This is a genomic window from uncultured Albimonas sp., assembly GCF_963977235.1.
Taxonomy (GTDB): Bacteria; Pseudomonadota; Alphaproteobacteria; order Rhodobacterales; family Rhodobacteraceae; genus Albimonas.
This window is the reverse complement of the sequence record NZ_CAXBOD010000092.1, coordinates 1-11766: the sequence shown is the minus strand read 5'-3', so window position 1 is coordinate 11766 and position 11766 is coordinate 1. Positions and strand designations below refer to the sequence as shown.

Annotated in this window: 11 protein-coding genes; 2 read left to right on the top strand and 9 right to left on the bottom strand. The window is 72.5% G+C overall.

The annotated features are described in order from the left end of the window. Positions 1-340: 340 nt before the first annotated feature. The gene (gene msrP, locus AAC134_RS22445) at positions 341-1315 is read left to right on the top strand and encodes a protein-methionine-sulfoxide reductase catalytic subunit MsrP (protein ID WP_339951790.1); all 975 of its coding nucleotides are present in this window, start codon (positions 341-343) and stop codon (positions 1313-1315) included. Positions 1316-1673: 358 nt separating this feature from the next. Here the strand turns inward: msrP and AAC134_RS22440 are convergent, their stop codons facing one another. Next, a complete protein-coding gene (locus AAC134_RS22440; RefSeq protein ID WP_339951788.1) occupies positions 1674-2564 on the bottom strand; it encodes a LysR family transcriptional regulator in 891 nt (296 codons plus the stop codon). Between the two features lie 107 nt (positions 2565-2671). Here AAC134_RS22440 and AAC134_RS22435 point away from each other — a divergent pair, with 107 nt between their 5' ends. Next, positions 2672-3607, top strand: a complete 936-nt coding sequence (locus AAC134_RS22435; RefSeq protein ID WP_339951786.1) for a hypothetical protein — start codon at positions 2672-2674, stop codon at positions 3605-3607. 79 nt (positions 3608-3686) lie between these two features. Here the strand turns inward: AAC134_RS22435 and AAC134_RS22430 are convergent, their stop codons facing one another. The 8 genes from AAC134_RS22430 to AAC134_RS22395 form a co-directional block, all read right to left on the bottom strand. Continuing rightward, positions 3687-3989 (bottom strand): helix-turn-helix domain-containing protein, encoded by a 303-nt coding sequence (locus tag AAC134_RS22430; RefSeq protein ID WP_339951784.1) that lies wholly within the window; start codon positions 3987-3989, stop codon positions 3687-3689. A 215-nt stretch (positions 3990-4204) separates the two neighbouring features. Then, positions 4205-5080, bottom strand: coding sequence for an alpha/beta hydrolase (locus AAC134_RS22425; RefSeq protein WP_339951782.1), 876 nt, complete (start codon positions 5078-5080; stop codon positions 4205-4207). A gap of 154 nt (positions 5081-5234) precedes the next feature. Next, positions 5235-6179 carry an AEC family transporter gene (locus tag AAC134_RS22420; protein ID WP_339951780.1) on the bottom strand — a complete coding sequence of 315 codons (945 nt, stop codon included), beginning with the start codon at positions 6177-6179 and terminating at the stop codon, positions 5235-5237. Positions 6180-6497: 318 nt separating this feature from the next. Further along, positions 6498-7298, bottom strand: coding sequence for an MBL fold metallo-hydrolase (locus AAC134_RS22415; RefSeq protein ID WP_339951778.1), 801 nt, complete (start codon positions 7296-7298; stop codon positions 6498-6500). 2 nt (positions 7299-7300) lie between these two features. Next, complete coding sequence (locus tag AAC134_RS22410; protein WP_339951776.1) at positions 7301-8119, bottom strand: TatD family hydrolase; 819 nt, start codon at positions 8117-8119, stop codon at positions 7301-7303. A gap of 21 nt (positions 8120-8140) precedes the next feature. Further along, positions 8141-9349 (bottom strand): DNA polymerase III subunit delta', encoded by a 1209-nt coding sequence (locus AAC134_RS22405; protein ID WP_339951774.1) that lies wholly within the window; start codon positions 9347-9349, stop codon positions 8141-8143. A 10-nt stretch (positions 9350-9359) separates the two neighbouring features. Next, positions 9360-10049 (bottom strand): dTMP kinase, encoded by a 690-nt coding sequence (tmk, locus tag AAC134_RS22400; RefSeq protein ID WP_339951772.1) that lies wholly within the window; start codon positions 10047-10049, stop codon positions 9360-9362. A gap of 132 nt (positions 10050-10181) precedes the next feature. Then, positions 10182-11393 carry a D-alanyl-D-alanine carboxypeptidase family protein gene (locus tag AAC134_RS22395; protein WP_339951770.1) on the bottom strand — a complete coding sequence of 404 codons (1212 nt, stop codon included), beginning with the start codon at positions 11391-11393 and terminating at the stop codon, positions 10182-10184. Between the last annotated feature and the right edge of the window lie 373 nt (positions 11394-11766).

Sequence of the window (11766 nt, the reverse complement as noted above, 5' to 3'; positions counted from 1 at the left end):
CAGGGATCGCGAAGCGACCCCCGCAGGGGGCCTGTCCTTGACCGGCGGGGCCGCGTCGCTCAGGCATCGCAAGCGAGAGACGGGTCCGGGGAACAGGCGCGGCCCTGTTCCCTGGTGAGTCAGGAGCCCGCCGGAGGCTCCCCCCTCCCCCGCCCGGGCGCCCCCTCACCCCACGCGCAGCGCAGCCAAGCCCGCCCGCAGGGCGCCTGCAGTCCGCTCCCTTCCGCTGCTGAAACATTCCCTCGCGCCCTCTCCACGCCTCGTGATTGGCCGCGCGGCCGCCTCTCGCCTATCCTTGCGTCCAGCACCACAGGTCGCCCGAGCCCCGAAAGGACGCGAGATGCACTTCCACCGCCGCCCCTCCTGGCACATCCCGGAGCGTGAGGTGACGCCCGAGCGCGTGTTCCTCGATCGCCGCTCGGTCCTGGCCGGACTGGGCTTTGCGGGCCTCGCGGCGGCTTCGGGGCTCGGCCTCCCGGGCCGCGCCTCCGCCCGTCCCGCGGGCGAGGCCTGGACGCCCAAGCCTCCGCTCGATCCCGCCTATGCCGACGCCGGCCGCGCCATTACGCCCGAGGCGGCGAGCGGCAGCTACAACAATTTCTATGAGTTCGGCACCCACAAGGGCATCGCCGAGGCCGCCCAGGCCCTGCCCTCCGACCCCTGGACCCTGCGGATCGAGGGGATGTGCGCCAAGGCCGGCGAGATCGGCCTCGAGGACCTGCTGGCGAAGATGCCGGTGCAGGAGCGCGTCTACCGCCACCGCTGCGTCGAGGCCTGGTCGATGGTGGTCCCCTGGATCGGCTTCCCGCTGGCAGACCTCGTGAAGTGGGCCGAGCCGACCTCGGGCGCCAGATACGTGCGCTTCGAGACGCTGGTCGACGAGGACTCGATGCCCGGCATCCGCCAGTCCTGGTATCCCTGGCCCTATGTCGAGGGCGTCACGATCGAGGAGGCCCTCAACCCCCTGCCCTTCATGGTCACCGGGGTCTACGGCAAGGTCCTTCCCAAGCAGTTCGGCGCGCCGATCCGCCTGCACCTGCCGTGGAAATACGGGTTCAAGTCGGCCAAATCGATCACCCGGATCTCCTTCACCGACACCCAGCCGGTCGGCTTCTGGGAGGAGCTGCAGGGCTCGGAGTACGGCTTCTGGGCGAACGTCAACCCCGAGGTCCCGCACCGCCGCTGGTCGCAGGCTCAGGAGCGGGTACTGGGCACCGGCGACGAGGCGCCCACGCAGCTCTACAACGGCTATGGCGCGGAGGTCGCCGGCCTCTACGCCGCGATGGACCTCGACAAGCGCGCTCTCTGGTTCTGAAGCCGCCACGCCGCCGTTTCGCGGGCGCGGCGAGGGGACTCTCGCCGCGTCGCTCACGAAACGTGGCCCCAGGGACACGGTCGACATGACCCCAGGCGGAGCGCCTCGCGCTCCGCTTTTTCGTTGATATGCAGGGAATTGCGGGTGTCAGACAGAAAAAAAGCCGGACGCGAACGTCCGGCCAAGTCCAACAGGGAGGTGCAGCCGTCACCAGGGTGCAACAGTGTCGCGCGGTGTCGGCTACAAGTCGCGATATAGGCCCGAGATTTCCGGTTAGCAAGCGCAACAAGCGTCACAAACCGTCACTCAACGCAGGTTTGCGCTGAGCGCATGGCTTCCGCGCAACAGCGAGATCCGCTCAACCGGAGAGCAAGCCGTCTTTCTCCAGCTCGTCCAGAACGAAGTCCCGGAACACCGCCACCCGCTTCGAGCGGCGCAGCTCGGTCGGGTAGACGAAGTAGACGGTGGTCGGCTCTGACTTCAGGTCGGGAGCGACGTTGACGAGGTCGGGCACGTCGCGGGCGAGGTAGTCGGGCAGCGCGCAGATCCCCAGGCCGCTGATCGCGGCGGTGTAGAGGCCGAAATAGTTGTTCACCGTCGCCCGCGCTCGGTGGGCGCCCGCATAGATCGGAGCCAGGAACGCCTCGCCCGCCTGGATCTGGGGATAGCCCGGGCTGTGGCCGACGATGCGGTGCGCGGCGAGATCGGCCGCCGTCTCGGGCGCGCCGTGCTTCTCGACATAGGCGCGCGAGGCGAAGAAGCGGATCGTGACGTCGAACAGCTTGCGCCGGATCAGGTCGGCCTGGAACGGCTCCTTCATGCGGATGGCGACGTCGGCCTCGCGCATCGGCAGGTCCATCACCGTCTCGGTCAGCACCAGGTCCACCGACAGGTCGGGATAGGCGTCGAACAGGTTCGGCAGGCGCGGGGTCATCCACATCGTGCCGAAGCCGATGGTCGAGGTCACCCGCAGCTCGCCATAGACGTCGTCCTTGGCGTCCTTGATCCGCGCCGAGGCGGTGTCGAGCATCCGCGTCATCTCGCGAGTGGCCGAGAACAGCAGCTCCCCCTGCTCGGTCAGCAGCAGGCCGCGGGCGTGGCGGTGGAACAGGGTCGCCCCCACCTCGTCCTCCAGCGCGCGGATCTGGCGGGAGACGGCCGACTGGCTCAGGTGCAGGCTCTCGCCCGCGTGGGTGAGGCTGCCCGCGTCGGCCACCGAGTGGAATATGCGCAGCTTGTCCCAGTCCATAGACGGTTCCCCCAAGAGACGATTCGGGGAGCGATATACCCCTGCCGCCTCGCGGCGGTCAAAGTTACGGTATAGCCAGAGCGCCATCGAAGCAGCCGGAGCCGTACATGTCGTCGATCGATATCCGCCCCGTTCCTCGTTCCGACGGCCGTGTCGGCCTGCGCACGGGGCGCCTGGCCGCGCTGACCGCGCTCGGGTTGGCGCTGGCCTTCGCGTTGCTGGCCGGCGTCTCGGGCCCGGCGCGGGCGCAGGACGGGCCGGTGGCGGACCTGGCCGGGCGGTTCGTGGGCATCGGTCCCGCGCGCGGCATGCAGATCGAGATCACCGACGTCGGGCGCAACCCGGCCGGCACCTTCCACGATTCGAACGGGGTCGAGGCGAGCATCGGCGGCGGCTGGAAGTCCGGCGGGCTGGAGGCGCTGCTGAACTTCCCCGGCCGGCCGGTGTTCGCGCGCCTGACGCCCTCGGCGCTCGGCCTGCAGATGGCGGTGCTGCCGCTCGACCCCGAGGGCAAGCCCCTGCGCGAGCAGGCCCGGGTGCTCGCCTTCCTGCGCGAGGGGATCGAGACGCCCGAGCAGCCGGCCCTCTATCAGGATCCGCCCAAGCGCGCGGGCTCGGAGATCGATCCCGACGTGTTCCTGGCGAGCTACCAGTTCTGGCCGCCCGAGGGCGTGGCCAACGGGTTTGACAACATCGGCCCGCGCTATCGCACCATCCTGCGGATGTTCCCGCAGATCCATGCCGACGTGCTGTGGAAGCTGTGCCAGGCGCAGACCCAGCGCGGCCTGCTGGCCGAGGCGCTGCGCGGCCAGGGCGCGGGCTGCGCCGAGATCCAGGCCACCGTCGCCCGCCTGCAGGACGGCGGCCGCTTCAGCGACTGGAAGGCGGCGGTGGATCGGGAGATCTCGCAGCTGATGCCCGCGGTGCAGTGCTCGCGCGGGTATATCGTCAAGGAGTCGGTCTGCGGGCCCGCCTCCAAGCGCGTGGCCGAGGCGGCGACCTCGCTCGAGACGCTGGCGACGGTGCTCGGCCGCTGGCGCTAAGCCGCGCCCCGGCCGCCCGAACCGCAGGATCGAAACCGGGGGATCGAAACCGGGCGATCCAAACCGAAGGGCCGGCCGCTTACTGCGGCCGGCCCTCGGCGTTTCCGGGACCCCGCTTGGCCCAGGAGTCGCCCCAGTCCAGCAGGCCGTGCAGCACGGCCCGCAGGGCGTCGCCCTTGCGGGTCAGCGCGTATTCCATGCGGCGGGCCCCGTCGCGCACGGGGCGTTTCTCGAGAATCCCGAGGTCGACCAGGCGGCGGAGCCGGTTCGAAAGGATGTTGCGCGCGACGCTGAGGTCCCGGTGAAAATCGTCGAAGCGCGACGTGCCGTTGGCGGCCGCCCAGACGATCAGCAGGGACCAGCGGTCGCCCACCTCGTCCACGGCTTTTTCCAGCGCTTCGCCGGGTTGGTCAGCCCGTATGGGCGGGCCGGGGGGGAGGTCCTCCGGGGACATTGGCGCCTCCTGATACGCTGGCGATCGGAGGGGCCCGAACTTCTGTTGCGGAGCGCTCCGATCGGGGGGGCGAAGACCGGTCGGTCGAGCGCCCATTTCACGATATATACCGTTACACGCAGCAACTTTCCATACCAATGGCTCTATTTTGCGGCAAGTCGTTCCACAGCCGCAGTCACCCGTCCGGGATCGACGTGATGGAGCATGTGGCCCACGCCCGGCAGCAGCTCGAGCCGGGCATGCGGGACGACCTGAGCCAGCGCCGCGGAATGGATCTGCGGCGAGACGATGCGGTCGGCCTCGCCGTGCAGGATCTCGAGCGGGGGGACCATCTGCGGATAGCCCTGCGACTGGCGGGCGAGGGCGCCGTCGAGCCGCTGGATGTCCTCGGTGTTGTTGCGGAAGGTCTCGGGGCGCAGCAGCAGCTCGGGCTGGAGATGGGCGAGGTAGCCCTCGGGCACAGGCTGGGGGCGGAAGATCCGCGCGGCGGCCGAGGCGCCGCCGTCGCCGTCCGCCATCAGGCGGAACACGCTCGCCCCCACCCAGGCCGCGGCCGAGGAGGTCTTGAGGGGGGTCAGCCAGTCGTCGCCGTCCGACCAGGGCATGGAGGCGCCGGCGAGTATCGCCGCGCCGCGGATCGTGGGGTCCTGCAACGCCCAGGCGGTGGCCACCGCGCCGCCCCAGGAATGGCCGACCACCACCGGACGCTCGACCCCCAGGCGCGCCGCGGCCACGCGCAGGATCGCGGTCTGCACCGCGGGACGCCAGCCCTCCTTCTCGGGCCGCTGGGACCAGCCGAGGCCGGGACGGTCGAAGGCGATCACGCGGAACCGATCGGCGAGGCGCGGGGCCAGGTCGAAGGTCATGTCGTTGAGGTTGCCCGTCGCGCCGTGGACCAGCACCACCGGAATGGCGTCGGGCGGCCCCATCTCGACATAGTGGATGCGCAGGCCGTCGGCTTCGACGAAGGACCCCACGGGCGGGTTCTGCGCCTCGATCTGCGAGGGCGAGGGGATCATCGCGCACCCCCCCGCCGAGAGGGCAAGCGCGGCGCCGCCGCCCACAAGGACGGCGCGGCGGGACGGAAAGCGGGGGGGGACATCAGAGCGCATGGTTCCCTATACGCAGGCCGGGGCGATCCGGTTTCCTGCGCGCGCGACATCGTCTCCCGCCCTATGGCGCCACCACGTGCAGCAGCGCCAGCCAGCCCGAGGCGGTGACCACCGAGAGCATCGTGGCGAGCAGCACCGTCGAGGCCGAGACCCCGGTCGCGCGCTGATACATCACCGCGAACAGATAGGCGTTGATCCCCGGCGGCATCGCGGCCGTGACCACCGCCGATTGCAGGAAGCGATCCTCGATCCCCAGGCCGTAATACCCCGCAAGGAAGGTGATCAGCGGATGCAGCAGAAGCGACAGGCCGGCCGCGAAGGCCGCCTCGCCCAGCCCGTCCTGCAGCCGGTAGCGGGTCATCGCGCCGCCCAGCGCGAACAGCGCCACCGGGATGCCGCCGCGGCCGAGCGTCTGCACCCCCTCGAACACCGGATCGGGCAGCGGCAGGCCGGTCAGGTTCACGAACAGCCCGATGGCGATGCCGATGGTCAGCGAGTTGCGGAACATCATCCGGGCGGTGGCCTTGGCGGTGGCCAGCGCCGAGCGGCCGTCGGCGCGCGCGAACTCCATCGCCACGATGCCGACCAGGTAGCAGAACGGCGCGTGGATCGAGAGGATGGCGAAGTTGGCCGACAGCGCCTCGGTCCCGTAGGCGCGCTCGGTCACCGGGATGCCGAGCAGGAGCGAGTTGGAGAACAGCGCGCAGAAGCCCACGGCCACGGCCTCGCCGGGGCGGCGGCCGAAGATCCTGCGGGCGCCGAGGTAGCCGATCCCGAAGGCGACCAGCGCGCCGCCGTAAAAGGAGATCAGCGGCGCCGCCTTGAAGTTGTCGGCGAGGTCGAGCCGCGCGACGCCCGAGAACAGCAGGCAGGGGATGGCGATCCCGGTGCAGAAGCGCAGCAGCACGTCGACGTCCGGGTCGCGCATCAGCCCCAGCCGCGAGGCGAGGTAGCCCAGTCCCACGATCACGAAGACAGGCAGGACGATCAGCAGGATCTCGAGCATCAGGCGCGGTCTTTCGAACGGACGATGCCCGGCCCCGCGCGCGCGGCGCCCCGGGTTCTTGCCGGGGCCTCCTGCGGGTGGAGGGGCGCGGACACGAAGACGGGAGAAGCGGCGCACGCGGCCCCGCCGGCTCGCCCGGCTCCCGCCGCGAGGCCCCGGGTCAGGCCCGGGGCGCCGGCGCGCGAGGGAGGGGCGAGAGCGCGGGAAAGGGCGGCCGGGCGCCGGGCGCGGGGGCCGGGGCGCGGCGCCCCCGGGGTCGTGGGTCTGGAGAGGCGGCGGCGAGCGGCCGCGGCGACGCGCGGGGGACGCGGCGCCGCCTCAGACCTCAAAGGACAGGACCATGCCGTCGAAGGCGGGGTCGACGTTGTCGGGCGTCTCCTCGCGCATCCGCTCGAAGTCGAGGTCCACGTGCATGTTGGTCAGCACCCCGCGGCGCACGCCGGAACGCGCGATCCACTCGAGCGTCTGCTCGAGGTGGGAGTGGGTGGGATGGGGCGTGTAGCGCAGGGCGTCGACCACCCAGGTGTCGGCGCCCTCGATCTCGGCCCAGGCGGCGTCCGACATCGCCGAGACGTCGGGAAGGTAGGCCAGCGGCCCCATCCGGAAGCCCAGCGCGTCGATCGAGCCGTGGCGCACCTTGAAGGGGCGGAACACGATGTCCCCCCCGTCGCCCCAGATCGTGGTCGGCCCGTCGATGGTCTTGAGGTTCAGGATCGGCGGATAGGGGCTGCCCTCGGGCTGCACGAAGGCGTAGCCGAAGCGCGAGATCAGGCTGTCCTGCGTCTCGGGATTGGCCCAGACCGGCAGGCGCTTGCGGCGGTTGAACACGATCATCCGCAGGTCGTCGAGCCCGTGGATGTGGTCGGCATGCTCATGGGTGTAGATCACCCCGTCGAGCAGGCCGACGTTCGCGTCCAGAAGCTGCTGGCGCATGTCGGGGCCGGTGTCGATCAGCACGCGGGTGATCCCCTGCCCCGGCTCCTCCCGCTCGACCAGCATGGCGCAGCGGCGGCGTCGGTTCTTCGGGTTCGTCGGATCGCAGGCGCCCCAGACGTCGCCCAGCCGCGGCACCCCGCCCGAGGAGCCGCAGCCCAGGATGGTGAAGCGCAGGTCTGCCATGGTCAGGCGGCCTCGGAGTCGAGATTGCGGCGCGACCACTCGGCCGCCTTGACGAACAGGCGGTCGAAGTTGGCGGAGGTGGCGGCGGCGAACTCGGCCGGGGTCAGGCCGAACACCTCAGCGCCCACCTGCGCGGTCATCGCGGTGTAGGCGGGCTCGTTGCGCTTGCCGCGCTTGGGCTTGGGGGCGAGGTAGGGGCTGTCGGTCTCGACCAGGATCCGGTCGAGCGGCGCGGCCGCGAAGATGTCGCGCAGCTCCTGGCTCTTGGGGAAGGTCGCGATGCCCGACATCGAGAGGCAAAAGCCGAGCGCCAGCATCTCCTCGGCCAGTTTCGCCGAGGAGGAGAAGCAGTGCATCACGCACGCGAAGGCGCCCGCGGCGCGCTCCTCGGTCAGGATGCGGGCCATGTCCTCGTCCGCGTCGCGGCTGTGGATGATCAGCGGCAGGCCGGTGCGGCGCGCGGCCTCGCAGTGCAGGCGCAGGCTCTCCTGCTGCACGGCCGCGGTCTGCGCGGAATAGTGGTAGTCGAGCCCCGTCTCCCCGATCCCCACCATCTTGGGATGGCGGGCGATCGCCTCCAGCGCCTCGAGCGTCGGCACGGGCTCCTCGTGGACATGGAGCGGGTGCAGGCCGCAGGCGTAGAGGACGGGCGCATGGGCCTCGGCGATGGCGCGCACGCGCGGCTCGGCGCCCAGCGTGGTGGCGATCGAGACCATCCGGGTCACCCCGGCCGCAAGCGCGCGCGCGACGACATCGTCAAGCTCGCCCTCGAAGGTGGGGAAGTCCAGGTGGCAATGGCTGTCGACGAGCGCGGGGGGCAATAGCGGCTCCGGGATTGTCGGTCAGGCGGGCGGAGGGCCCTGTAGCGCGGCGGCCCGGCGGGCGCAGGCGTCGAGCGCGGAGAAGGTATCGAGGATGATCCGGTCGGGGTCAAGGTTGACCGCGCGCGCCCGGGCGGCGCGCGCGGGGATCTCCTGGGCGGCCTCGGCCCAGACCCGCGCCTGCCCCGCATGGGCCGAGAGGCGGGCGGCAAGCTCGGCTTCGCCGGGCGCGGCCTCGGGGGTCATCGCCTTCCCTGCCCCGGCGCGCGCGAGGCGGGCGAGCAGCAGTTCGACCAGCCGCAGCGAGGCGTCGAGGCGCGGGGCGTTGTCGCGCCCGGTCACAGTCGCGGCCCAGTCGTGGAAATCGGCCCGGTTCATCCCCGGCGCGCCCGAGGCCATGCGCACCAGCCGCGCATAAAGCTTCGGGCCCCCTTCGGCCGCCAGCCGCAGCGCCTCGCCCGCCGAGCCGCCCGAAAGCGCGTGCAGCGCCTCGGCCGAGGCGCCGAGCTCGGGCGCCTCCTCGCCCTCGGCCTCCTTCGCCTGGGTCACGGCCGCGGCGAGGTCGGGGGGCGAGAGCGGGCGCAGCACCAGCGTGCGGCAGCGCGAGCGGATGGTGGGCAGAATGCGCGAGGGCTGGTGGCAGACCAGCAGGAACATCGAGCGGGCGGGCGGCTCCTCGACCAGTTTCAGCAGCGCGTTGGCCGATTGCGCGTTCATCTCGTCCACGCAGTCGACCACGGCGATGCGCCAGCCGCCGTCGGCGGCGGTGTTGGCGAAAAGCTCGCGCAGGGCGCGGGCGTCCTCGGCGGCGATCTGGGTCTTCAGGCGTTTGGTCTTGTCGTCCCAGGGGCGGCGCAGCAGGCGCACCCGCCCCTCCGAAAGCGCCTGGACCCTGCGGAACACGGGATCCTGCGGGTCCATGTCGAGGCTTTCGGGAGGGCCTGGCTCGGAGGGCGCCTCGCCGAACAGGCCGCCCCCCTGCCCCGGCGCGGGCGCGGCCAGCATGGCGCGCGCCATCCGCCAGGCGAGCGTCGCCTTGCCCACCCCGCGCGGGCCGGTCAGCAGCCAGGCGTGGTGCATGCGGCCGGCGGCCCAGGCGTCGAGAAAGGCGCTCTCGGCCGCCTCCTGACCGAACAGGCGCAGGGTCGCGCGCGGGTGCGGCGCGCCCTCGACACGGTCGGGCTCGGGCGGGGCGGTCTCGGCTTCGGGGACGTAGGGGGCGCGGGCCATGGGCGGAGTTCTAGGCCCGCGCAAGCCGTTCGGCCAGCGCCGCGCGGACGCGGGCGAAGACGGCGTCGGGCGCTCCGGCCGCGTCGATCAGGCGGCAGCGGTCGGGGAAGCGCGCGGCAAGCGCCCGGAAGCGGTCGCGCACCTGGCGGTGGAAGTCGAGGCCCAGACGCTCGAATCGCAGCTCCTCGCCGCCGCGGGCGACGCCGCGGGTCAGGCCGACCGCGGGGTCGAGGTCGAAGATCAGGGTCAGGTCCGGCTCGATGCCGATCACCAGCGCATGCAGCGCATCGGCCATGGCGAGATCGGGAGCGGGCAGCGCGTCGTCGCCGCCCGCCTGCCCCGCAGCTTCGCGGGCCGCGCCCTGGTAGACGCGGGTGGAATCGGCGAAGCGGTCGCACAGCACCACCGCGCCGCGGGCGAGCGCGGGCAGGATCGTGCGCTCGACATGGTCGCGGCGGGCGGCGTTGAACAGCAGCAGCTCGGAGACCGGAGACCAGCGCCCGCCCTCGCCCTCGAGCACCAGGCGGCGGATCTCCTCGGCGCCCGGCGCGCCGCCGGGCTCGCGGGTCACGACCACGTCGCGGCCCTCGGACCGCAGCGCCTCGGCCAGGCGACGGAGCTGGGTGGACTTTCCCGCGCCGTCGCCGCCCTCGAAGCTGACGAAGAGGCCGCGGGATTCCGCAGGCTTTGTCAAGGTCATGCGCCCGGGTCCGACCGGCGCGCCCCGGGCCGGGGCCTCGCGCGGCGCGCCCGGTGCGCGAGGCCCGCCCGGTGCGCGAGGCCCGGAGCGACGCGCGCGCCCTGTCCGCGCGGCGGGGCCGAACGCCCGGCCTCAGCCGCCGGCATTCGTCGCCTCCGCAGGGGCGCCGGAGGGGATCTCGCCCTCGCCCATCACGGTGACCATGGCCTTGCGCGCCAGCAGGCCGGCGGCGGCCTGCAGGCGGGTCAGGTAACCGCCCTTGGGCACGTCTTCGGCGGCGATCACGGGGATGGTGATGGCGGGGATCTCGGGCGCCTCGACCACCAGCTCGGCGACCTGCTGGCCGCGGGTCACCGGCGCCTCGATCGGGCCCTGATAGCGCAGCGTGGCCGACAGCGCGTCAGTCGCGGCGAAGGGGATCGTGGCCAGCGCGTCCTTCTCGACCGTCAGGCGCACGCTGGACTTGGCGCCCAGCCAGACCTCGGCGGCGCCCAGATCCTGGCCGGCGCTGTAGAGCGTGATGTTGCGGAACTCGCGGAACGCCCAGTTGACGATCCGCTCGCTCTCCTGCGCGCGGGCCGAGGTGCTGTCGAGCCCGCCAATCATGAACACCACCCGCCGGCCGTCCTGCACCGCCGAGCCGACGAGGCCGTAGCCCGCCTCCTCGGTGTGGCCGGTCTTCAGGCCGTCGGCGCCGAGGTTGGCGTAGAGCAGCGGGTTGCGGTTGCGCTGGGCGACGTCGTTCCACTCGAAGTCGGTTTCGGCGAAGTACTGGTAGAACTCCGGGTGCTCGGCGATCATCCGCTTGGCGAGGTAGACAAGGTCGCGCGGGGTCATCGAGTTGTCGGGGTCCGGCCAGCCGGTGGCGTTGCCGAAGGTCGAGTGCATGCCCAGCTCGCGCGCGCGGTCGGTCATGCGGCGCGCGAAGGCCTCCTCCGAGCCCGCCAGCCCCTCGGCCAGCACGATGCAGGCGTCGTTGCCCGAGAGCACGATGACGCCGCGGATCAGGTCCTCGATCGAGACGCGCTCGCCGACCTTCACGAACATCTTCGAGCCGCCCATCCGCCAGGCCTTCTCGGACACGAGGAAGGTGTCGTCGAGCTTCAGGCGGCCCTCTTCCAGCGCCTCGAAGACCATGGTCAGGGTCATCAGCTTGAGCATCGAGGCCGGCGGCGTGGGCTGGTCGGGGTTCTTGGACAGCAGCACTGCGCCGGTGTCCATGTCGATCACCAGCCCCTCGCGGGCGGCGATGTCGAGCTCGGCGGCCTCGGCGCGGGGGGGCAGCGCGAGCGCCAGCGAAAGCGAGAGCGCCGCAAGGGCGCGAAGACCGGGACGGCGGGTCATGCGGGGTCGGTTCCTCCGGCTTGCGGGGCGGGGGCGGCCGCGACGGGGCGCGAGGGCGGCCGCGGGCTGGAGACGGGAGCGCCGGCCGCGGCGGGACGCGCGGCGGGCGTGAGCGAGGCGGCGCCAGAGGGCGCGGCGGCGGGCGTCGCGGGCGCGCCAGAGCCGGCCTCGGCCAGCGGACGCGAGGGCGGCGCCCCTGCGGCGAGCGGCGCGCCAGGGATCGAGGGCGGCGCGGGCGAGGCCTCGGGCGCGGCGCTGGGGGCCGATTTCGGCCCCGTCGCCGGTTGCGAGGGCGGGCGGGCCGCGGTCGCGAGGGGGGCCGTCTGCGGCGCGGGATCGGCGGCGGCCGGCGCGGGGCGCGCGGCGGGCGCGG

What these genes read in the sequence shown, in the direction of transcription:
- msrP (WP_339951790.1), top strand. Translation starts at nt 341, where the DNA reads ATGCACTTCCACCGCCGCCCCTCCTGGCACATCCCGGAGCGTGAGGTG.
- tmk (WP_339951772.1), bottom strand. Translation starts at nt 10,049, where the DNA reads ATGACCTTGACAAAGCCTGCGGAATCCCGCGGCCTCTTCGTCAGCTTC.
- AAC134_RS22395 (WP_339951770.1), bottom strand. Translation starts at nt 11,393, where the DNA reads ATGACCCGCCGTCCCGGTCTTCGCGCCCTTGCGGCGCTCTCGCTTTCG.
- AAC134_RS22435 (WP_339951786.1), top strand. Translation starts at nt 2,672, where the DNA reads ATGTCGTCGATCGATATCCGCCCCGTTCCTCGTTCCGACGGCCGTGTC.
- AAC134_RS22415 (WP_339951778.1), bottom strand. Translation starts at nt 7,298, where the DNA reads ATGGCAGACCTGCGCTTCACCATCCTGGGCTGCGGCTCCTCGGGCGGG.
- AAC134_RS22440 (WP_339951788.1), bottom strand. Translation starts at nt 2,564, where the DNA reads ATGGACTGGGACAAGCTGCGCATATTCCACTCGGTGGCCGACGCGGGC.
- AAC134_RS22420 (WP_339951780.1), bottom strand. Translation starts at nt 6,179, where the DNA reads ATGCTCGAGATCCTGCTGATCGTCCTGCCTGTCTTCGTGATCGTGGGA.
- AAC134_RS22425 (WP_339951782.1), bottom strand. Translation starts at nt 5,080, where the DNA reads ATGATCCCCTCGCCCTCGCAGATCGAGGCGCAGAACCCGCCCGTGGGG.
- AAC134_RS22405 (WP_339951774.1), bottom strand. Translation starts at nt 9,349, where the DNA reads ATGGCCCGCGCCCCCTACGTCCCCGAAGCCGAGACCGCCCCGCCCGAG.